This is a genomic window from Achromobacter sp. RW408, assembly GCF_003184165.1.
Classification (GTDB): Bacteria; Pseudomonadota; Gammaproteobacteria; order Burkholderiales; family Burkholderiaceae_B; genus Achromobacter; species Achromobacter xylosoxidans.
In genome coordinates, this window is record NZ_QHHO01000049.1 from 2045609 (window position 1) to 2065907 (window position 20299).

At 68.2% G+C, this 20299-nt stretch carries 19 protein-coding genes; 11 read left to right on the forward strand and 8 right to left on the reverse strand.

Annotation, left to right across the window (positions count from 1 at the left end; genetic code table 11):
• Positions 1-7 precede the first annotated feature (7 nt).
• Together hutH and hutI are read left to right on the forward strand one after the other, a co-directional pair.
• A complete protein-coding gene (gene hutH, locus DK459_RS28840) occupies positions 8-1537 on the forward strand; it encodes a histidine ammonia-lyase (RefSeq protein WP_054498145.1) in 1530 nt (509 codons plus the stop codon).
• Positions 1538-1562: 25 nt separating this feature from the next.
• Positions 1563-2780 (forward strand): imidazolonepropionase, encoded by a 1218-nt coding sequence (hutI, locus tag DK459_RS28845; protein ID WP_020925533.1) that lies wholly within the window; start codon positions 1563-1565, stop codon positions 2778-2780.
• 41 nt (positions 2781-2821) lie between these two features.
• Here the strand turns inward: hutI and DK459_RS28850 are convergent, their stop codons facing one another.
• On the reverse strand, positions 2822-4444 hold the full coding sequence (locus DK459_RS28850; RefSeq protein ID WP_020925532.1) for a methyl-accepting chemotaxis protein: 1623 nt from the start codon (positions 4442-4444) through the stop codon (positions 2822-2824).
• A 140-nt stretch (positions 4445-4584) separates the two neighbouring features.
• On the reverse strand, positions 4585-5994 hold the full coding sequence (locus DK459_RS28855; RefSeq protein ID WP_054446001.1) for an MFS transporter: 1410 nt from the start codon (positions 5992-5994) through the stop codon (positions 4585-4587).
• A 473-nt stretch (positions 5995-6467) separates the two neighbouring features.
• Between DK459_RS28855 and DK459_RS28860 the strand changes: the two genes are divergently transcribed.
• Genes DK459_RS28860 through DK459_RS28875 form a run of 4 tightly spaced genes read left to right on the forward strand, consistent with a single transcriptional unit; the run spans position 6468 to position 11102 of the window.
• Positions 6468-6983, forward strand: a complete 516-nt coding sequence (locus DK459_RS28860) for a spore coat protein U domain-containing protein (protein ID WP_024067486.1) — start codon at positions 6468-6470, stop codon at positions 6981-6983.
• Entirely contained in the window at positions 6983-7708 is a 726-nt protein-coding gene (locus DK459_RS28865) for a molecular chaperone (RefSeq protein WP_080981542.1), read from the forward strand. The genes DK459_RS28860 and DK459_RS28865 overlap by 1 nt, the downstream gene beginning before the upstream one ends.
• A gap of 56 nt (positions 7709-7764) precedes the next feature.
• Positions 7765-10110, forward strand: coding sequence for a fimbria/pilus outer membrane usher protein (locus tag DK459_RS28870; RefSeq protein WP_049057889.1), 2346 nt, complete (start codon positions 7765-7767; stop codon positions 10108-10110).
• Positions 10107-11102 (forward strand): spore coat U domain-containing protein, encoded by a 996-nt coding sequence (locus DK459_RS28875; RefSeq protein WP_053498797.1) that lies wholly within the window; start codon positions 10107-10109, stop codon positions 11100-11102. The genes DK459_RS28870 and DK459_RS28875 overlap by 4 nt, the downstream gene beginning before the upstream one ends.
• On the opposite strand, the gene DK459_RS28880 is transcribed toward DK459_RS28875, so the two are convergent.
• From DK459_RS28880 to DK459_RS28895, 4 genes are all read right to left on the reverse strand, one after another.
• Complete coding sequence (locus DK459_RS28880; RefSeq protein ID WP_070541036.1) at positions 11092-13152, reverse strand: site-specific recombinase; 2061 nt, start codon at positions 13150-13152, stop codon at positions 11092-11094. The two genes, DK459_RS28875 and DK459_RS28880, sit on opposite strands and share 11 nt — an antisense overlap.
• Before the next feature lie 16 nt (positions 13153-13168).
• Positions 13169-14872: an MFS transporter gene (locus DK459_RS28885; protein ID WP_060720976.1), complete on the reverse strand. Its 1704-nt coding sequence runs from the start codon at positions 14870-14872 to the stop codon at positions 13169-13171.
• Positions 14873-15005: 133 nt separating this feature from the next.
• Positions 15006-15329: a hypothetical protein gene (locus DK459_RS28890; RefSeq protein WP_006387280.1), complete on the reverse strand. Its 324-nt coding sequence runs from the start codon at positions 15327-15329 to the stop codon at positions 15006-15008.
• Between the two features lie 10 nt (positions 15330-15339).
• Positions 15340-16575, reverse strand: a complete 1236-nt coding sequence (locus DK459_RS28895; RefSeq protein WP_006387281.1) for a molybdopterin-dependent oxidoreductase — start codon at positions 16573-16575, stop codon at positions 15340-15342.
• Between the two features lie 142 nt (positions 16576-16717).
• On the opposite strand from DK459_RS28895, the gene DK459_RS28900 reads away from it, so the two are divergent.
• The gene (locus DK459_RS28900) at positions 16718-17122 is read left to right on the forward strand and encodes a DUF2809 domain-containing protein (protein WP_006387282.1); all 405 of its coding nucleotides are present in this window, start codon (positions 16718-16720) and stop codon (positions 17120-17122) included.
• 87 nt (positions 17123-17209) lie between these two features.
• Here DK459_RS28900 and DK459_RS28905 read toward each other — a convergent pair whose 3' ends face one another.
• Positions 17210-17419, reverse strand: a complete 210-nt coding sequence (locus tag DK459_RS28905; protein ID WP_070541032.1) for a hypothetical protein — start codon at positions 17417-17419, stop codon at positions 17210-17212.
• Positions 17420-17641: 222 nt separating this feature from the next.
• On the opposite strand from DK459_RS28905, the gene DK459_RS28910 reads away from it, so the two are divergent.
• The 4 genes from DK459_RS28910 to DK459_RS28925 all read left to right on the forward strand — a co-directional run bounded on the left by DK459_RS28910 (position 17642) and on the right by DK459_RS28925 (position 19553).
• Positions 17642-18373 (forward strand): TenA family transcriptional regulator, encoded by a 732-nt coding sequence (locus DK459_RS28910; protein WP_006387284.1) that lies wholly within the window; start codon positions 17642-17644, stop codon positions 18371-18373.
• Positions 18374-18452: 79 nt separating this feature from the next.
• Positions 18453-18791, forward strand: coding sequence for a 2Fe-2S iron-sulfur cluster-binding protein (locus DK459_RS28915; protein ID WP_006387285.1), 339 nt, complete (start codon positions 18453-18455; stop codon positions 18789-18791).
• A 73-nt stretch (positions 18792-18864) separates the two neighbouring features.
• The gene (locus DK459_RS28920; RefSeq protein WP_006387286.1) at positions 18865-19206 is read left to right on the forward strand and encodes a hypothetical protein; all 342 of its coding nucleotides are present in this window, start codon (positions 18865-18867) and stop codon (positions 19204-19206) included.
• Positions 19203-19553, forward strand: coding sequence for a 2Fe-2S iron-sulfur cluster-binding protein (locus DK459_RS28925; RefSeq protein ID WP_026383712.1), 351 nt, complete (start codon positions 19203-19205; stop codon positions 19551-19553). Before DK459_RS28920 ends, DK459_RS28925 begins: the two co-directional genes overlap by 4 nt.
• Before the next feature lie 23 nt (positions 19554-19576).
• On the opposite strand, the gene DK459_RS28930 is transcribed toward DK459_RS28925, so the two are convergent.
• On the reverse strand, positions 19577-20293 hold the full coding sequence (locus DK459_RS28930; RefSeq protein WP_035182960.1) for a GntR family transcriptional regulator: 717 nt from the start codon (positions 20291-20293) through the stop codon (positions 19577-19579).
• Between the last annotated feature and the right edge of the window lie 6 nt (positions 20294-20299).

Consider the following 20299-nt stretch of genomic DNA (forward strand, 5'->3'; position numbering starts at 1 on the left):
CAACAACATGGATCTGCACCTCAAACCCGGCCACCTGACGCTGGCGCAACTGCGCCAGGTTTACCAGCATCCGGGCCGCGTGACGCTGGACCCGGCCGCCTACGGGCCGATCGACGCCAGCGTCGCCTGCGTCGAGCGCATCGTCGCCGACGGTCGCACCGCCTATGGCATCAACACCGGCTTTGGCCTGCTGGCCTCCACCCGGATCGCGCGCGATGATCTGGAGGCGCTGCAAAGCTCGCTGGTGCTGTCGCACGCGGCGGGCGTGGGCGAGCCGCTGGGTGACGACATGGTGCGGTTGATCATGGTGCTCAAGATAAACAGCCTGGCGCGTGGCCGTTCCGGCATCCGGCGCCGGGTCATCGACAGCCTGATCGCGCTGGTCAACGCGGGCGTCTATCCGCACATTCCGCTCAAGGGGTCGGTGGGGGCGTCGGGCGACCTGGCGCCGCTGGCGCACATGTCGCTGTTGTTGCTGGGCGAAAGCCGGGCGCGCTGTGACGGCGAATGGCTGCCCGCGAAGGCGGCGCTGGCGCGCGCCGGCCTGGAACCCCTGACGCTGGCGGCCAAGGAAGGCCTGGCGCTGCTGAACGGCACCCAGGTGTCGACCGCCTACGCGCTGCGCGGCCTGTTCGAAGCCGAAGACCTGTTGGCGGCCGGCCTGGTATGCGGCAGCCTCAGCGTCGAGGCCATGCTCGGCTCGCGCGTTCCCTTCGACGCCCGCATCCACGAAGCGCGCGGCCAGCCCGGCCAGATCGACGTGGCCGCGGTATACCGCGACCTGCTGACCGAAGACAGCGAAGTCGGCCATTCGCACGTCGATTGCGGCAAGGTCCAGGACCCCTATTCGCTGCGTTGCCAACCGCAGGTGATGGGCGCCTGCCTGACGCAGGTCCGCCATGTGGCGCAGGTGTTGCAGATCGAGGCCAACGCCGTCTCCGACAACCCCCTGGTGTTCGCCGAACAGGGCGACGTGCTGTCGGGCGGAAATTTCCATGCCGAGCCCGTGGCGCTGGTGGCCGACAACCTGGCCCTGGCGCTGGCCGAGATCGGGGCGCTGTCCGAGCGCCGCATTTCGCTGATGATGGACAAGCACATGTCGCAGTTGCCGCCATTCCTGGTGAGCAATGGCGGCGTCAACTCGGGCTTCATGATCGCGCAGGTCACCGCGGCCGCGCTGGCCAGCGACAACAAGGCCCTGGCCCATCCGGCCAGCGTCGACAGCCTGCCGACCTCGGCCAACCAGGAAGACCACGTATCGATGGCGCCCAACGCCGGCAAGCGGCTCTGGCCGATGGCCGACAATGTGCGCGACATCCTGGCGATCGAATGGCTGGGCGCGTGCCAGGGCCTGGATTTCCGCGCCGGCTTGAAGACATCGCCCAAGCTGGAACGCGCGCGCGGCCTGCTGCGCGGGAAGGTGGCGCACTACGAGAAGGACCGCTTCTTCGCGCCCGACATCGAGGCGGCCAGCCGATTGATCGCGGACCGCCACCTGAACGCGCTGATGCCGCCGGGCCTGTTGCCCAGCCTTTGACCATGTCGATGACGGGAGTGACGCGATGAAACAGGTCTGGCGCAATTGCCACGCCGCGACCATGGCGGGCGGGGAATACGCGACGATCGAACGGGCCGCGCTGGTGACCCGCGGCGATCGTATCGAATGGATCGGTCCCGAGGCGGCGCTGCCGCCGGACGGGGACGCGCCCGTGCACGACCTGGCTGGCGCCTGGGTGACGCCCGGCCTGATCGATTGCCATACCCACCTGGTGTTCGGCGGCGACCGCAGCCAGGAATTCGAGCAGCGCCTGCAGGGCGTGGACTACGCCGTGATCGCGGCCCAGGGCGGCGGCATCGCCAGCACCGTGCGGGCGACCCGCGCCGCTTCGGAGCAGCAGTTGTACGCCAGCGCGCGGCGCCGCGCGCTGCATCTGCTGCGCGATGGCGTGACCACGCTGGAGATCAAGTCGGGCTATGGCCTGGATCTGCCCAACGAGCGCAAGATGCTGCGCGTGGCGCGGCACCTGGGACAGACGCTGCCGTTGACCGTGCGCGCCACCTGCCTGGCCGCGCATGCCCTGCCGCCGGAGTTCGCCGGACGCGCCGACGACTACATCGACGAGGTCGCGCGCCGCATGCTGCCGCTGCTGGCGGCCGAGGGGTTGGTGGACGCGGTCGATGCGTTCTGCGAACACTTGGCATTCTCGCCCGCGCAAGTCGAACGCGTATTCCAGGCCGCGGTCCAGCTGGGCCTGCCGGTGAAGCTGCACGCAGAACAGTTGTCGTCGCTGCATGGCGCCAGCCTGGCCGCGCGCTACGGCGCGCTGTCGGCCGATCACCTGGAATACCTGACCGAGGCGGACGCGCGCGCCATGGCGGCAGCCGGCACGGTGGCGGTGCTGCTGCCCGGCGCGTTCTACGCGCTGCGCGAAACGCAATTGCCGCCGGTCGAACTGTTGCGCCGCCACGGGGTGCCGATCGCGATTTCCAGCGATCTCAACCCCGGCACCTCGCCGGCGCTGTCGTTGCGGCTGATGCTGAGCATGGCCTGCACATTGTTCCGCCTGACGCCGCAGGAGGCGCTGGCCGGCGCCACCGTGCATGCGGCCCGCGCCCTGGGCCTGCAGGCGACGCACGGCGTGCTGGCCGCCGGCATGATGGCGGATTTCGTCGCCTGGGACGTTGCTCATCCGGCCGAATTGGCCTATTGGATTGGCGGCGACCTGCCCAAGCGGGTCATCCGCCACGGCGTCGACGTCCACGCGGCCACGCTGCAATAGCGCGGCCGCGCGGTCGCCGGAGATCAACGGCCCGCGGCCGGTCAGGCCGGCAGGGCCAGCGTGTCGCGCACCGGCAACGCCAGCGGCGCCGGGTCCTGCTGGCCGGCGGGCAGGCGGAAGGTGCTGACCGAGTGCTGCAGGCGCTGGGCCTGTGATTCCAGCGAGGCGGCCGCGGCGGCGGCCTGTTCGACCAGCGCCGCGTTCTGCTGCGTGACGTGGTCCATCTGCGTGACCGCGGTATTGACCTGCCCGATGCCGGTGACCTGTTCACGCGAGGCGGCGGCGATGTCGCCCACCAGCACGGTCAGGCGCTCGATGGCGAGCTGGATCTCTTGCATGGTCCGGCCGGCGGTTTCCACCTGCGCCGCGCCGGCCTGCACGGTTGCGCCGGACGCGCCGAGCAGCTGTTTGATTTCCTTGGCGGCGCTGGCGCTGCGCTGTGCCAGCGAACGCACTTCGCCGGCAACCACGGCGAAGCCCTTGCCCTGCTCGCCGGCGCGGGCGGCTTCGACCGCGGCATTCAGCGCCAGTATGTTGGTCTGGAACGCGATTCCGTCGATGACGCCGACGATATCCTCGATACGTCCCGAGTCCTGGGCGATCTCGCGCATTGTGGCGACCGCGCTCTGCACCGCCGCGCCGCCGCGACGAGCCACTTCCGAGGCCTCGGCGGCCATGGCGTTGGCCTGGCGCGCGTTGTCGGCGTTGCTGGTGACGGTGGACAGCAGTTCCTCCATGCTGGCGGCGGTCTCTTCGAGGGAGGCGGCCTGCTGTTCGGTGCGGCTGGAAAGGTCCTGGTTGCCAGCGGCGATTTCACTGGAGCCGGTGTTGATCTCGGCCACGCCGTCGCGCACCGCGTGCACCGTGCGCACCAGGCTGGCCTGCATTTCCTGCAGATAGGGAATCAGCTGGCCGACGCAGTTCCTGCCATAGGGCGCGATGGGCGCGGTCAGGTCGCCGGCGGCGATGTGCTGGAAGTGGCGCTTGACCTGGTCCAGCGGCTGGCGCACGAAGCGCACCACGTAGCGGTCGCCCAGAACCAGCAACAGCAGGCAGACGCCGAGCAGCACGCCAATGCCCGTGTAGGCCTGCTGGCGTTCCCGCTGCGCGCTGTTGCGCAGGGCGTCCTGGCGTTCCTGCGCATAGGCTTCGTAGTTTTCGATGGCCTTGCCGAAGGCGCGGCTGGCGGCGATGACCGGGCCGGCGGCGTGCGCGCGGGCCTTTTCGAGGTCCTCGGCCGCCAGGAAGCCGCGCTGGATCGCGATGCCATCGTTGACCAGGGCGTTGAAGCCGCCCTGCAGCGGTTCGAGTATCGAGGCGGGCGCGCTGTCCTTGGCCGATTCGAGGAAAGCGGCCTGATTCTTGCGGGCGGCCTCCAACGCGGCGTCGATCGCGCGGCCTTCTTCCGCGGCGGGGGCGGCCAGACCGTCGCGGACGTATTCCATCTGGCGCGCCAACCGCAGGCGGGCGCGCATGATCTGGTCGTTGACGCGGGAGAGGGATGAGACTTCGTTCAGGAGTTCATAGCTGGCGGCGAGCGCTTCACCGGAGCTTTGCAACCCTTTTACGCTGATGGCCGACTGGCCGGCTAGCAGGACACTGATCGTGAGCAGCGTGCACAGGATCATGCGGCGGATGGTGATGTCTTTCAGGAACTGTGTCATACGCGTCATTCAGGGAGGTACGGGACTACACCCGGACAACGGCCCGCCCTGAACGAATATTTAGCGCGTGTTGCACATCTTACGTATGTGTCTGGCGATCACAGATATATAACGACATTAACCGCAATAAAACGGCGATTTCAACGCGCCGCCGGCGCATCGGCGGACTCGACCGCGCCGAAACGCAGCCGCGCGAAGCTGGCCAGGCTGGCCAGCGCGGCGCACAGGCCGCCCAGCCACAGCGCCATCACCGCGCCATGGGTGCTCGAGACATTGAAGCAGGCGGCCACCAGCGCGGCGCCGCTGGCCTGCCCCAGCAGGCGCACCGTTCCGATCATGCCGCTGGCGCCGCCCGCGCGCGATGGCGGCGCCGAGGTCATGATGGCGCGCAGGTTGGGCGACTGGAAAAAACCGAAGCCGGCGCCGCACAATGCCATGCGCCACGAGATGTCCCATGCGGATGGCGCGGCCGGCAGCAAGGCCAGCGATGCCATGCCCAGGGCCAGCAACGCCAGGCCGACGCCGCCCAGCATGCCGGCCGGATAGCGGTCCGACAGGCGGCCGGCGATGGGCGCCATGAAGGCCACCACGACCGGCCAGGGCGTGATGAGAAAGCCTGTGTGCACCTGCGTGTAGCCGAGCACGGTCTGGAACAGGAATGGCAGCGACACGAAGGCCAGCGCCTGCGCCGCGAACGCGCATACGGCGGTGGCCGCCGACAGCGCGAACAGCGGCCGGCGCAATAGGTCCACCGCCAGGATGGGCGCGGGATGGCCGGCCTGGCGCCGCATCAGCAGCCACAGGCTGGCGGCCGCCAGGCCCCATTCCAGCGTGACGCGCTGCCACGGCGCGCTGTGCGCCAGTTCGTTCGACCCCAGCACGAACAGTCCCAGCGTCAACGCGCACAGCGCGGCGGCCAGCCCGTCGAAACCGTGCGGCGCGCGCGTCGTGGGGGGCAGGCCGCGCAGGCCCAGCGCCATGGCCAGCAGGCCGATAGGCACGTTGACCAGGAACAGCCAATGCCATGATCCCAGCAGCAGGATGGTGGAGGCCGCCGTCGGGCCGGCCGCGAAGGACAGTCCCACCACCATGGCGTTCAGGCCCATGCCCCGTCCCAGCACCGGCGCGGGATAGATGAAGCGCAGCAGCGCCGCGTTCACGCTCATGACGCCGGCCGCGCCCAGCCCCTGCAGGATGCGCGCGGCCACCAGCACAGGCAGGGTGGGCGCCAGTCCACAGGCCAGCGACGCCAGCGTGAACACCACGATGCCGACCATGTAGACGCGGCGGTGCCCGAGGATCTCGCCGAGCGCGGCTGCCGGCAGCAGGCCGGCGACCATCGCCAGCTGGTAGCCGCTGATGACCCAGATCGAGCCCGCGTCGCTGGCCCGCAGGTCGCGCGCGATGGTGGGCAGCGCGGTGTTGGCGATGGCGGTGTCCAGGCTGGCCATGCAGACCGCCAGCATCACGGCCAGCAAGGCGCCCAGGCGTTCGGAGGCCGGCAGGCCCTGGCCTGCGGGGTGGATGGTGTTGCGTGAGAAGGAGAACATGGGATGCCGTGGCCTGGCGTCGGGGCAAGGGGGGGGCGCCGGCTGTGGGGAAGCGTCGATTCTAGTGCGACATGTCGATTCAACGCTTCGTCAGGCGCCGGCGCGCCTCGGCAGCGCTGACGGCCGATTATCTGGCCGCGTCCGGATAATGCGACCGGGCAGTGACTTTCGCATGCGGCCAGATAATCTTCCGTGTGTAATTTCCGGTCCGGGAAATCCTCCTGTATTTGAATGGTGGTTACTAATTGAAATTCTCTAGTGTGCTGAATTACAACAATTTATCCGGCATCGATCCAATCGTGTTTTCATAGGGGCAATTCAATTTCTTTTCCCCGATTTTTTAATCCGGTTGGTGAGAAGTGGTAAGTATCGGGGACGTTGAATTAAACAAATTGTGCGAAACCGGTTTATTGGCCGTACCATTATTCTTCACGCAGGTCTGACAGTGCAGCGGTATTTCGTGGGAGTGATTCATGAAACGCTTGTCCTTGTGCGCGACGACTCTGACTTTCACCCTGGCGACGGTCGCGGCCTGGCCCGAAGCGGCGCGGGCCCAGACCACGGCCAACATGGCGGTGACGCTGACCATCACCGCGAACTGCACCATCGGCGCGAATAATCTCAGTTTCGGCAGCCACGGCGTGCTCAATACCGCGCTGAACAACACCACCACGGTCAACGTGACCTGCACCAACACCACGCCCTACACGGTGGGCCTGAGCGCAGGCACCGGCACCGGCTCCACCTTCGCCACGCGCTACATGCAGGGCACCACTACCGGCAACACGACGTCCGTGGTGTCCTACCAGTTGTACCAGCCCGCGCCCAACCAGACGGTGGTCTGGGGCGACACCGGCACCGCCGATCGTGTCGGCGGCACCGGCAACGGCTCGTCGCAAGCGCTGACCGTGAACGGCACCGTGCCGGCGCAGACCACGCCCGCGCCCGACACGTATTCGTCCACTGTCACCGCGACGGTGTACTTCTAGTGGCCCGCGTCCTGCGCGGGCTGGCCGTGGCGATATGGGCCGGCTGGATCAGCCTGGCGGCAGTGCCCGTCCAGGCCGCCACCCTGCAGATTTCGCCGGTGCTGGTGGATCTGGCGCCGCAGCAGGGCGCCACCGGCATCCTGCTGCGCAACCCGGGCGCAACCCCGATCTACGGCCAGGTACGCGTGTATGCCTGGGACCAGGCGCAGGGCGATGACGTGTTGACTCCCACGCAAGAGATCCAGGCCAGTCCGCCGATCATCCAGGTGCCGCCCAACGGCGAGCAACTGGTGCGCCTGGTGCGCGTGAGCAAGGAACTGGCTCCGATGGAGCAAAGCTACCGGCTGGTGATCGACGAAATCCCCGACCCCGCGACATCGCGCGTCAATGGCGTGGTGCTGCGCATGCGCTATTCCGTGCCGGTGTTCGTCGCGGGCGCCACGCCGGAGCCGACGCCTGAACTGGCCTGGCACCTGGCCCGGCAGGGCAAGGAATGGGTGCTTCGATTGGGCAACAGCGGCAGCCGCTATGCGCAGGTGGCGTCGCTGCAGTTGCTGTCGAGCGGTGACACGCCGCTGGCGAAGGTGGACGGCCTGTTGGGATATGCGCTGGCCGGTCGCGAGCGCTTGTGGCGCTTTCCCGCCAGGCATGACGCGGCCGGTCCGATCAGGATACGAGCCCTGGTGAACGGCAGCTTCGTCACCATCACACCGCGAGTCGACTGACCGATTGCGTCCCGCGCCGCCGTGCCGGTGGCCGGCGGGGTAAGAGAAGGCAGCCCATGGCAGTACGTGCGATCCGTGCTGGCGGGCGCTGTGCCTGCCGCCTCGTGCTCGCGTTGTCCGGCGCGGCGGCGGCGGCGGCGGACCTGCCCATCCAACTGGTGTCGTTCGGTGACATCACCGAACGCGACGTCTATTTGGAGGTGAGTATCAACGGCGTGAACACCACGCAACTGTTGCGCTTCCGGGACGCGCAGGGCCGGTTGTCCGCCAGCGCCGGCGCGCTGGGCTCGGTCGGCGTGGATGTGAGCAGCCTTGGCGCGCCCCGCGCCAGCGAGATTGCGCTCGACGACATTGCAGGGCTGCGCTACACCTACAACGCCGCGATGCAGACGGTGAACCTGGTGGTGCCGGACGCGTTGCGCCGCCCCTTCGAAGTGGATACGCGGGGCGTGCCCCAGACCCCGCGCGCCACCTCGGGGCGAGGGCTGATCCTGAACTATGAGGCGTATGCTCAGACCGACGCATTCAACAAGGTATCGATGTACAGCGAGCAGCGCTACTTCGATCCCCAAGGCACGCTGAACAATACCGGGACCGCATACCTGGGCGGGCGCGCGGACCGCTATGTCCGCTACGACACCTATTGGACCCACTCCGACCAGGATACCCTGCGCACGCTGCGGATCGGCGATACCATCACCTCGTCGCTGAACTGGTCGCGCTCTGTGCGCGTGGCGGGCATCCAGTGGGGCCGCAACTTCGCGCTGCGGCCCGACTTGGTGACGTTTCCCGTGTCGTCGTTGAGCGCCTCGTCAGTGGTGCCGACGTCGGTGTCGCTGTACGTCAATGGCGTGCAGCAGTATTCCGGCAATGTGCCGGCCGGGCCGTTCGTGGTCAATCAAATCCCCGGTATCACCGGTTCGGGCCAGGCCACGCTGGTCACGCGCGACGCGCTGGGACGCAGCGTCAGTACCTCGGTGCCGCTGTATATCGACACGCGCATGCTGGCCACCGGCCTGTCCAGCTACTCGATCGAGGCCGGCGTCGCAAGGCGCCAGTTCAGTGTGCGTTCGTTCGACTATGACAAGCGGCCCGCCGTGACGGCGTCGGGGCGCTACGGCATGAGCGACGCGTTGACGTTGGAAGGCCATGCCGAGTTGAGCGCGGGCGTCTACAACGCCGGCGCCGGCGCACTGGTGCGGCTGGGCCAGGCGGGCGTTGTCAACGGCGCCCTGTCCGGCAGCGCCGGTCAGTACAACGGCGCCCAGGTCAGCCTGGGCTACCAGTACATCGAGCCGGCATTCAGTATCGAGCTGCAAGCCGTGCGCGCGCTCGGCGACTACGGCGATCTGGGCTCGCGTGAGGACGTGCCGGTGCCGCGCCAGACCGACAGAGCCACCTTCTCGCTGCCGTTGACGCAGTCGCAAAGCGTCGCGCTGAGCTATGTCGGTGTCCGCCTGCCGCAGGCGCCGGCCGCCCGGATCGGGTCGGCGTCCTATACCGCCAACTTGCACAGCCGCGTTTCCATGAACATCAGTGCGTACAACGACTTCGCGCAGACCGGTTCGCATGGCGTCTATATCGGTTTGTCCATCCTGCTGGGCGACTCCACCCAGGTCAACGCCTCGGTCGGCCGGCAGGGCGAACAGGGCATCTACAGCGTCGGCGCGCAGCGCAATGTCGACTACGACGGCGGCTGGGGCTGGGGTGTCGAGAATGGGCGCAGCGGCGGTGCGCAGTACAACCAGGGCAAGCTGCAATTCCTGGGCCGCTACGGCCAGCTGACCGCGTTGGGCCAGGACTACGGCGGGCGCGGCCAGGCGGCGGTGCAGGCGGTCGGCGCGCTGGTGTTGATGGACGGTGCGCTGACGCCATCGCGCCGTATCAACGACGGCTTTGCGCTGGTCAGCACCGACGGCACGCCGGACGTGGCGGTGCTGCACGAGAACCGCAAGCTGGGCCGCACCAACAGCGCCGGTCACCTGCTGGTGCCAGACCTGAATTCCTACCAGACCAACCGTCTTTCGATCGACCCCGACGAGCTGCCGGTGGACATGAAGCTGGAGACGACCAAGGCCGTGGCGGTGCCGCAGGCCGGTTCCGGCGTGCTGGTCAAGTTCGCGTTGCAGCGCTATGCGGCGGCGTCGGTCATCCTGCATCTGCCAGACGGCGGCATGCTGCCCGTGGGTGCGCGCGTGGCGCATGTCGAAAGCGGCAAGCAGTCAGTGGTGGGCTACGACGGCATCGCCTTCGTGGAAGACCTGCAGGCCGAAAACCATTTGCGGGTCTCGGGCGGCGCAGTGTCATGCGTGGTCGATTTCCCGTACCGGCACGACCCCGCGCGTCCGTTGCCCACGCTGGGGCCTTTCGTCTGCCAGCCGTTGAGGGGGCCCGACTCATGAGGTACGCATTGTGCGTGGTGGGACTGTTGCTGGGCCTGGACGCGGCGGCGCCCGCACAGGCCAGCTCCTGCTCGCTGGCGGCAGGTACGACCTCGACAATCAACTTCGGCACGGTCAACCCCCTGTTGCCTGCCGATACGTTCGCCGATTCCAACACCGTTGAGGTCTCCTGCAATTTCACCGCACTGGCGCTCGGGGCGCGCCTGTGTTTCAACATGGGCGTGGGCAACACCAGCCCGTCCACGGGCGCCCGTGCCATGGGCGCGGCTTCGTTCCGCATGAACTACAACCTGTACACCGACAGTAGCCGAACGCAGGTGTGGAGCACGGCCGCCACCACCGGGCCGACGTCGATACTGCTGGTTGGCCCCGCGCTGGGCGGCGACGCCTCCGCCAGGTTCTCCTACTACGCCAAGTTGCCGGGTGGCCAGAGCGGTGTTTCCACGATCGGCAACGCCAACACGCTATACAGCGAAACCTATACCACCGGCGGCTATGTGGACATTTCGATCGGCCTGTTGTCCACCCTGCTGGTGAACTGCCCGATCTCGGCCGCGCTGCTCACGCAACGGTTGTTCATCCCGCTGACCGTGCAGGCGACGGTGCAGAAGAACTGCACCATCAATGCGACCAATCTGGCGTTTCCACCGCAGGGCCTGTTGAAGCAGGCGGTGACAGCCAATGCGCAGGTCACGGTGCGCTGTACCAACAACAACGCCTTTGCCGTGGCGCTCAACGGCGGTTCGGTGGCCAACAACGTGATGGCGCGCAAGATGAAACATGCGACCGCCGCCGACACGGTCGGCTACCAGCTGTACCAGGATGCCAACTATGCGACCGTCTGGGGCGATGGGGTGACCGGCGGCACGACGCTCAATGGCACCGGCACGGGCGCCAACCAAACGTTCACGGTCTATGGGCGCGTGCCCGCGCAGGCCACGCCGCGCCCGGGCAACTACAGCGATACCGTCCTGGTCACGATCACGTTTTGAGCGGCTCTCGCGGCTTGACAGGCCAGAACAATGTGGCCGGTCGTTGCCAGATGCGCCGGCGCACGCCCAGCGCCAGCGCCTTGCGGTCGCCGCGGCGCAGGTTGCGCGAACGCAGCGCCACGTTGAACGCCAGCGCGAAGCTCACGCCCACGTTGAGGATGCCGGTCAACGCAGTGCCCGCCACGGCCATCCAGAACGCGTGTGTATGCACGACCTGCCAGCCCAGCGCGCCGATGGCCGCGCCAATCTGGCCGGCGCTCAGGGTGACGTGGCGGACCTCGACGTGCGGACCGAAGAAACTGACGATGGCCGGTCCCAGACCCAGCATCAATCCCAGCGAGACGTTGCCCGCGATGCCGGATATATTGCGTTGCCAGAAACCGGCCCAGCGCGCCGCGCCTCGCGCGCCGAACAGGTGGCGGATGCGTCGGTCGTAGGCCATCACGTCATGGACGCGGTGCAGCGCGAACCAGTTGTCGGCCCAGCCGGCAACCAGGCTGGACAGCCACAGCAGCACACCGGTTGCGGCGGCGTAGATGGGCGTCGGTCCCCATGCCGAGAACGAGTCCAGCGTCGCCTGCGCCTTCTGCGCGTCAATCATCGGCCGTTGCAGCCAGTTTTGCGCCGTCCATTGCACCGCCCAGGCCAGCGGGAACACCACCGCAAGGTTGCCGAGGATGGCGGCCGCGTTCGAGCGGATCATAGACAGGGTGTCGTCCAGGAAGGCCTCGCGGCCCTCGGGCGTGTTGGCTTGGTCAAGGCGGTGCGCCAGGGCCGGGCCAGTCATCGCCGGCTGCTTGGTGGCGAGCGTGAAGTGGGCGAAGTGGATGGCCAGAAATCCGCCCGCGTAATTGAGCGAGGCCAGCAGCCCCTCGATGAACTTGTCCAGATGCAGCGAGACGATGAAGAACTTCAGGTAGACCGTCAGCACCATCACCAGGCCGCCGCCCGCCGAGGCCTTGAGCATCGACAGGTATTCCGTGGCGTCGCGCGCGATGTAGTGTTCCCCCGTCTCGGCGGTACGATCCATGACGCGGCGCGCCAATTGCGCAAACGAGGTGGCGGCCAGATGGCGGATGCTGCTGCGCGCCTGCGTCGAACGCACCAGTTCGGCGATCAGGTGCGCGTACTTGTTGCGCTGGGTCGGGTCGACCCATACGCCCAGCAGCAGTTCGATGCGCGCCAGCCGCAGTTTCATGCGTTCGATCTGGAACACCACTTCGACCGATACGCCGTTCTGTTCCAGTTCGGCATAGACGTCACGGGCGCCATCGCGGCAGCCGTCCAGCAAGGCGCGAAACACATTGAGGCGTCTGACGAAGACGTCGCGCGGGGTGTCGGGGGCGCTGTCGCAGAGTTCCGCCGCGGCGGCGGCCAGGGCAAAGAATGGGCTCTCCCGCACCCGGCCGGGCAGGCGCGAGCGGATGTCCTGGCTCAGGCCCGTGGCGCGCACCTGGCTGGCCAGCACCTGGATGCTGGTGCTCAGGGCGTCGACCAGGTGTCGCGGGGGTGGCTCGGGCGCCAGGGGATCGGCGTGGGCAATGCCGTCGCCATGGCGCATGAGGCGCCGCAAGCGGGCGCGGGTTTCCTCGTCAAGCGCCTCGATCCAGGCGGCATCATGCGCCCTGCGGAAGATCAGCGCGAAAAGTCCGAACATGTCGCCGCGGTTGGGCGGAGGCGGCAGCAGCCGAGCCTGCGCGCGCTCCCAGAACTCGCCCCAGAATCCGGGGTGCGAGGCCACGCCGGTGTCACACAGCAGCGAGGTCGGGTCGTTGTCGGTGACCAGCGAGCGCAGCGTGGCGGCCACGGGAGCGGCCAGGGCGGGGTTGTTCTCCAGCACCTGCAGCACATAGCGCAGCCGCGCGTGCTGCGGGTGGCGGCCGTCCTCGGCCGGATCGCGCCCGGGGCGGTCGATCCAGCGGCACAGGTCCACCATCCACAGGTTGCGCTGCGCCAGCGGCGCCTCGGGGTCGGCGCTGGCGAGGATCGTGTCCAGCTGGGGCCCGCCATGCCGCGACGCGCGCCATTTACGCCAGAGAGAGGGCAGCATGATCGTACCTCGCGGATCAGAGCGATTCGGGTTCGCGGCGCAGCGAAAATCCCTGCGCTTCGTTCATGGCCAGGTAGCTGACATTGCGCGACACCACCGGCGGCTTGTCGCCGGCATGCAGGGCGCGCAATTCGTCCAGCACCATCTTGTCGGCCAGGGTCATGCGGTCGATCATGCGCAGGTACTGCATCCAGCTTTCCACCAGGAAGACTTCGCGCCAGACGCCCTCGCGCTCCAGGTCGCGGAACAGCTGCCATTGCTGCGCGCCATTGCGCAGCCGCAGCAGGCGCAATGGCCGCGCCGCATCGATCAGGGCGGTCAGCTTTTCCTTGGGGATCAGGTATTCCACCGCCACCAGCACCGCGCCGTGCTGGGTGTTGAAGCCGGCCGCCGACAGCGCCGGTTCGGTGGCGTCGGCGCGCGCCAGCGATTGGGTGTTGACCTGTTCGGGCAGGCGCGAGCGGTACAGCAGCGCGACGGTGATGGCCAGCATCACGCCGGCCGCCGACAGCGCGCCGGACACGCCCATGGTGCCGGCGAAATGACCCCACATGAACGAACCGGCCGCCAGGCCGCCGAAGATCGCGGTCTGGTACAGCGCCAGCGAACGCGCCTTGACCCAGTCGGGCACCAGCATCTGCACCGTGGTGTTGTAGGTGGCCAGCACGCCGATCCAGCTGGCGCCGGACAGCAGCAGCGCCGGAAACACCAGCCACAGCGTGTCGGTCAGCCCCAGCACCAGCAGGCAGGCGGCCAGCAGGCCGGCCGCGACGCTCACCAGGCCGCTGGCGCCCCAGGCTGCTTGCAGCCGCCGCACCACGGCGCTACCCAGGATGGCGCCCACGCCCAGCGCGCCCAGCATGTAGCCGTACAGCAGCGCGTCGCCCTGCTCGTGGGCGTAGGCCAGCAGCGGCAGCAGCGCCCACAGCGCGCTGGCCGACAGGCCGAAGGCGAAGGCGCGCAGCATCACCACCCGCGTCACGGTGGAATGCTGGGTATAGCGCAGCGCCGCCACCACGCCCTCGAACAGCCGCTCCGGCGGCAGCCGCCGCGCCGGCACGTCGCGGCGCCAGCGCCAGATGGCCCAGATCAGGCTGCCGTAGCAGACACAGTTCAGCAGAAACACGGTGGGCGCGCCGGCGGCGCCCAGCAGCAGGCCGCCGATCGCCGGCCCGACTGCGCGCGCCACGTTGTAGTTGACGCTGTTGAGCAGCACCGCGCTGCCGATGTGCTCGCGCGGCACCTGCTCGCCCACCGCCGCCTGCCAGGCGGGCGTGACGATGGCGCTGCCGATGGCGATGCAGAAGACCGAGATGATCAGGGTGATCGGATGCAGCAGGCCGATATACGCCAGTATCGTGATGAAGATGCCGCCGGCCAGTTCCAGCAGCATGCCGACCAGCATGACCTTGCGGCGGTCGTAGTTGTCCGCCAGCACGCCGGTCAGGATCGACAGCGCCACCAGCGGAAAGGCCGCGGCCACCTGGATCATGGCGACCATCAGCGGGCTGCTCTGTTCGGTGGTGATGACCCAGGCGGCGGCCACCGATTGCGCCCAGGTGCCGAGGTTGGCGAACAGGTTGGCGATCCAGATGATGCGAAACGCCGGGAACGCGAAGGGGGAGAGCGTGCTGACCCGCAGGACGGGTTGAGGGGGCGCGGCGGACGTGCCCGGCGATGTGGGGGGAAGATCGTTGTTGGCCGAAACGGGCTGGAGCATGGAGGCCTCTGTGATCACCCGGACATGGCGGGCGGGGGCCGTCCAATGGTACGCCTATTAGGGGTCCGGGTTAAGACGAGGCAGCCGCGGGACGAGGCAGCCGCGGCGCGCGGCCTGCGCGCCGCGGCGGGAACTAGGGCTTGGGCCGGGCCGGGGGCGGGTAGGCCTGGTTCAGGTACTCGACGATCAGCGGCACCTGTTCGGCCGGGATCGGCGCGCCGTAGGTGCCGACCATCTTCTTGACCTCGGCGTCCCAGAAGCCCGGCGGCATGGGCGGTTGCGACGAAATGTAGTCGACCGAGTGGCACATCAGGCACAGGGTGGCGCCCTGGGCGCCGGGACCGGCGCCGGGGTGCAGGGTGGCGGTTTCCTGCGGCAGCTGGATGTCCAGGGCCAGCGCGGGAAGGCAGGCGCCGGCGGCGGCCAGGGCCAGGACGAGGCGGGCGAGTCGGATCATGGCGCTCTCCTCAGGCGGCGTCGACGCGCACGGTTTCGACCACGTTGCGCATGTAGCCGGCCGGATTCCACAGCGCCTCCAGCGGCTGGGTGTCGCCGGCCATGTTGGTGGCGCGCGCCTTCAACTGATAGGCGCCGGCCTGCGCGGGGGTGAAGTCGGCGTGCCATTCGCGGAAGGAATAGCGGCCCAGGTCGCGGCCCAGCGTGGCGGCACGCCAGGTCTTGCCGCCGTCGGCCGAGAATTGCACGTCGCGGATGCCGCGGCCGCCATCGAAGGCGATGCCGCGCACCTGCACTCGCCGGCCCTTGGCCACGCGGGCGCCGTCGGCCAGGCTGGTGATGAAGCTGCGCACGTTGTAGCGTCCGATCGGGCGGGTCTTTTCCGGCGCCTTGCCCGCCGGCGTGCAGGCGCAGTCGTTGTCGGGAATGCGGTAGGCCTTCTGCATCCAGAAGCCGTCGAACTCCTTGTCCAGCACCTTGATGTCGGCCAGGTGCTTGACCCAGTAGGTGCCGTAGTAGCCGGGCACCACCAGCCGCACCGGATAACCGTTGAGCATGGGCAGGTCGGCGCCGTTCATGGCGTAGGCCAGCATCACCTCGCCATCGAGCGCGTGGGCCGCGTCCAGCGCCTTGACGAACTCCGGCGTGCCCTGCAGCACCGGCCGGTCCAGCCCCTCGAACGTCACCTGGCGCGCGCCGGCCTGGATGCCGGCCTTTTCCAGCACGCGCTTGAGCGGGATGCCGAGCCAGCGCGCGTTGCCCATGGCGCCGTTGCCCAGCTGGCCACCGCCCACCCGCGGCTCGAAGAAGCCGCGGCTGTTGCCGGAACATTGGGTCACCGCCACCAGTTCGACCGGCGCGCCGAATCGCTGCTTCAGGTCGGCCAGCGACAATTCCAGCGGCTTGGAGACCAGCCCGCCCACGCGCAGCCGGTAGGCGGCGGGGTCGATGGCCGTGGGGATGTTGCCCAGGTGGTAGCGCACGAAGAAGGCGTCGTTGGGCGTGATCAGGTCTTCGTTGAAGACCGCGAACGGGGTTTCCAGCTGCGGCGGCCGCGAGGTCTGGCGGATCAGCGGGCGCTTCTGCGGATAGGCGATCAGGTCGCGCTCGCCGTTGGCGAAAGGCAGGGTGACGGTGGCCGGGGCCGCCAGGCTGGTGAGGGCGTGGCCGGCCAGCGTGCCGGTCGCGCCCAGGGTACAGGCCTGGCGCAGGAAGCGTCGGCGCCCGTCCGGATCGAATGCGCTCATGCTTGTCTCCTCTTGTTTTCTAGTACCCTCGCTTGCCGCGTGGTCGAATCAGGCTACGCCCGTCGACCTGACAAATGCGTTAACAGTTGCGTCGACCGTTCCAATAACCGTGTTTTCCGCGCCACGGGCGCATGGCATCGCGATGAGACTGACTTTCAACCGGCCGGCCTTCGCCGCGCTGCTGGCCGTGACCGCCGTGGAGGCGCTGATCGCCACCCTGGGCAAGCCCTACCCGCTGTTGCGCGGCTTCGTGGGCGACGTGGTGGCGGTGGGCTGGGCCTATCTGGTGTACCGCAGCTTCATCCGCGCCGGCGTACTGCCATTGGCCGTCGCGGCGCTGTTGACCGGCTACGCGGTCGAACTGGGCCAGTATCTGGCGCGCCACTACGGCTGGCGCCTGGAGCAGCCGGTGCTGCGCGTGATCCTGGGCAGCGTGCCCGACTGGTGGGACATGCTGGCCTACACGCTGGGTTTCCTGCTGGTGCTGTTGCTGGCCGGCGCGCGCCGCATGCGGAGCCCGGGCGCGGGCCCCATTCAAAACACCTGAAAACGCGCGGCGCCCGGCCCATCATTGCGAGCACCGCGGCTCTGTCGCGCGCCCGGCACGGCGCGCCGCAACGCGGCGCATGCCGATTCAGCCAGCCTGGCTGACCGGGGCGCTGTCGCTGCCCTGCCCGGCGGGCTTGGCCTGCGGGCGCAGACGCGCATTGCGGAACGGGGCCAGGCATTCGGCCCATGACGAAGGGAACAAGGGGGTGGCATGGCGCACCGCATCGCGGCGGGCGTAGTGCGCCAGCAGCTGCTGGCCGATCGGGGCGTCTCCCAGGGGATGGCGGGTGTTCATGGTATTTCCGGATTGCATTGAAAGTGTATTCATTGTACCAGGGTAAACCCTGATCTCCAATCCGTCCGGGTCGATCCAAGTCATTGATATCAGGGGGACAGTCCCTTTTGGTTTCGATGGCAACGGGAATACCCTAGTCGATCAAAATGGTAGACGGTATACAATGTTCTGCATCGGTCGAGGTTTTCGGCCGGCCCCTCCCTCACAGACCTGGAGCGCGTCATGGCAGAACTGATGAACCGAGATGAATTCCGCACCGCGTTGGAAAACGCGATCAAGGGCAAGAGCGCCAATGCCTCGCCTTTTTCCATTGCCTGGGCCGAAGGCAAGCTCAGCCGGGAGCACCTGTCGCGCTGGGCCGAGAACCACTATCACTACGTCGGCCCGTTCGCCGACTACCTGGGCTATCTGTACGCCCGCACGCCCGACACCTACACCGAGGCCAAGGACTTCCTGCTGGCCAACATGTACGAAGAGGAGATCGGCGGCGACCGCCATACCGACCTGCTGATCCGCTTCGCCGAGGCCTGCGGCACCACCCGCGAGCGGGTCACCAACCCCGACAACATGTCGCCCACCACCCGCGCCCTGCAAAGCTGGTGCTACGCGGTGGCCATGCGCGAAGACCCCATCGTGGCGGTGGCCGGCCTGGTGGTGGGCCTGGAATCGCAGGTGCCGTCGATCTATCGCAAGCAGACCCCGACCCTGCGCGAGAAATACGGCTTCACCGACGAGGAGGTCGAGTTCTTCGACCTGCACATCGTGTCCGACGAAATCCATGGCGAACGCGGCTACCAGATCGTGCTGGAGCACGCCAACACGGTCGAGCTGCAGCAGCGCTGCCTGAAGATCTGCGAGATCGGCGCGCAGATGCGGCTGCTGTACACCACCGCGCTCTATACCGACTACGTGCAGCAGGAAATCGCGCTGCCCGAGCTGGGTCTGGCGGCCTGAGCGCCCGAGCCCGCGCTTGCGGCGCCACCCGCGCATGGCGCGGGCCGGCTGCCGCGGCGCTTCACTGGATGACCGATACATGCCTACCGTCACATTCCACAAAGGCGGCCAGACCTACACCGGCGAGGTGCCGGACAACGCCAACCTGGTGGTGCGCGCCGGCATCCGGCAGTTTCCGTTCCCGCACCTGCGCTACGAGTGCGGCATGGGCAAGTGCGCCAAGTGCGCCTGCCGCGTGCTGGCGGGGGCCGAGCACCTGCCGCCGGTGAACTGGAAGGAAAAGAAGCAGCTGGGCGAGCGCATCGACGCCGGCTACCGCCTGGCCTGCCAGTTGTGGCTCGGCCACGATATCGAGCTGGCGCAGGACGTCGAGGTGGCGCCAGCGCGCGAGCCAGCGGCCGCGCTCGAGCAACCCTGACGCCCGCGCCGGGCGTCCCGCGGCGCCGACACGCCCTGGCCCCGGCGCCCAACCCGATGCAAAGGAACCGCGCATGACCCGCGACGCGAATGACGCCGTGTTCGTGATCCTGACGTCCAAGCCCGGCGTGTACCGCACCGAGGTGGACGCGCAGGCCGAGATCGTCGAGACCTACGACTACGCCTGCGACGGCAGGACCCGCGCGGTGTTCAGCATTGCCCGCCTGCGAGGGCCGGCGCGACTGCTGGTCACCGAGGAGACCCCGCCCTACATCGTCAACCGCGTGCCGTCCAAGTTCCTGGAGTCGTTCGCCTCGCTGGCGGCGGCGCGCCGCGAGCTGGCGCACCTGAGCCGCTTCGGCAGCATGCAAACCACCCTGACGCGGCGTCCCGGCCCCGTCGCCGCGGAGCACTGAGCAGCATGGTCAACATCACGTTTCTATCGAATGGCGGCAAGGTGGCCAGCGCGCCCGAGAACAGCAATCTGCTGCGGGTGTCGCTGAAGGAACAGGGCGGCATTCCGTTCAAGTGCGGCGGCGGCCTGTGCGGCACCTGCAAATGCCGCATCGAACAGGGGCTGGAGAACACCGACGCCATCAAGCCCAAGGAACGCAAGCATCTGCGGCCCGAGGATTTCGAGGCCGGCTACCGCATGGCCTGCCAGACTTTCGTGCTGGGCGACGTGGCGGTGTCGTGGGTGGTGCGCGACGGCAAGGGCGTGGTGGTGGACGATGCCGGCCAGGCGACGCCCGTGGCGCCCTGAGCGGGTTGCGGCCGGGGCCGCGCTCAGGCGGCCGACGAATGCGCCTGGCGCGTCTCGGTGTAGGCCTTGGCGGCGTTGTGCACGTGCTGGCTGGCCAGCAGCGCGGCCAGGTCGCCATTGCCGGCGATGACGGCGTTCAGGATCTGCGAGTGCTCGTCCCAGTTCTGCTTGGCGCGGTGCATGTTGCTGGGCGCGAACAGCAGCGCCGTGCGGTCGCGCAGCGAGCGCATCAGGTCGGTCAGCACCACGTTGCCGCCGATGGTGGCCAGCATCTCGTGGAACTGCGAATTCAGCGCCAGGAACTTGTCCAGCTGCTCGCCGCGCGCGGCCTCGGTGCCTTCGCGCAGAAAGGCCTGCAGGCGCTCGACGGTCTTGTCGTCGCGCCGCTGCGCCGCCAGCTTGGCGTTCAGGCCTTCCAGCGTGGCGCGGACCTCGACCATGTCGTAGGCGACCGCGTCCGACAGCACCGACACCGAGGCGCCGCGGCGCGGCTCGATGGTGACCAGCCCTTCGGCGGCCAGCGCCCGCAGCGCTTCGCGCACCGGGATGCGCGACACGCCCATCTCTTCCGACAGGCGTCCTTCGACCAGGCGGTCGCCGGGGGTGAATTCGCCGCTGAGGATGCGCTCGCGCAGCTTGTCGCGGATGACCGCGAACAACTGCGGATGCTGCTCGCCGATCTTCAGCGGGGCAGTTTGCGGCGTGTCTACGGCTTGCGAGCTGACGGGCGTGGTGGTCATGGCGAG

Bases quoted from the DNA above. Each gene is read 5' to 3' on its own strand.
- DK459_RS28900 (WP_006387282.1), top strand. From the start codon at position 16,718: ATGAGACTGACTTTCAACCGGCCGGCCTTCGCCGCGCTGCTGGCCGTG.
- hutH (WP_054498145.1), top strand. From the start codon at position 8: ATGGATCTGCACCTCAAACCCGGCCACCTGACGCTGGCGCAACTGCGC.
- DK459_RS28915 (WP_006387285.1), top strand. From the start codon at position 18,453: ATGCCTACCGTCACATTCCACAAAGGCGGCCAGACCTACACCGGCGAG.
- DK459_RS28890 (WP_006387280.1), bottom strand. From the start codon at position 15,329: ATGATCCGACTCGCCCGCCTCGTCCTGGCCCTGGCCGCCGCCGGCGCC.
- DK459_RS28885 (WP_060720976.1), bottom strand. From the start codon at position 14,872: ATGCTCCAGCCCGTTTCGGCCAACAACGATCTTCCCCCCACATCGCCG.
- DK459_RS28920 (WP_006387286.1), top strand. From the start codon at position 18,865: ATGACCCGCGACGCGAATGACGCCGTGTTCGTGATCCTGACGTCCAAG.
- DK459_RS28855 (WP_054446001.1), bottom strand. From the start codon at position 5,994: ATGTTCTCCTTCTCACGCAACACCATCCACCCCGCAGGCCAGGGCCTG.
- DK459_RS28905 (WP_070541032.1), bottom strand. From the start codon at position 17,419: ATGAACACCCGCCATCCCCTGGGAGACGCCCCGATCGGCCAGCAGCTG.
- DK459_RS28860 (WP_024067486.1), top strand. From the start codon at position 6,468: ATGAAACGCTTGTCCTTGTGCGCGACGACTCTGACTTTCACCCTGGCG.
- DK459_RS28910 (WP_006387284.1), top strand. From the start codon at position 17,642: ATGGCAGAACTGATGAACCGAGATGAATTCCGCACCGCGTTGGAAAAC.
- DK459_RS28875 (WP_053498797.1), top strand. From the start codon at position 10,107: ATGAGGTACGCATTGTGCGTGGTGGGACTGTTGCTGGGCCTGGACGCG.
- DK459_RS28880 (WP_070541036.1), bottom strand. From the start codon at position 13,152: ATGCTGCCCTCTCTCTGGCGTAAATGGCGCGCGTCGCGGCATGGCGGG.
- DK459_RS28870 (WP_049057889.1), top strand. From the start codon at position 7,765: ATGGCAGTACGTGCGATCCGTGCTGGCGGGCGCTGTGCCTGCCGCCTC.
- DK459_RS28850 (WP_020925532.1), bottom strand. From the start codon at position 4,444: ATGACACAGTTCCTGAAAGACATCACCATCCGCCGCATGATCCTGTGC.
- hutI (WP_020925533.1), top strand. From the start codon at position 1,563: ATGAAACAGGTCTGGCGCAATTGCCACGCCGCGACCATGGCGGGCGGG.
- DK459_RS28895 (WP_006387281.1), bottom strand. From the start codon at position 16,575: ATGAGCGCATTCGATCCGGACGGGCGCCGACGCTTCCTGCGCCAGGCC.
- DK459_RS28930 (WP_035182960.1), bottom strand. From the start codon at position 20,293: ATGACCACCACGCCCGTCAGCTCGCAAGCCGTAGACACGCCGCAAACT.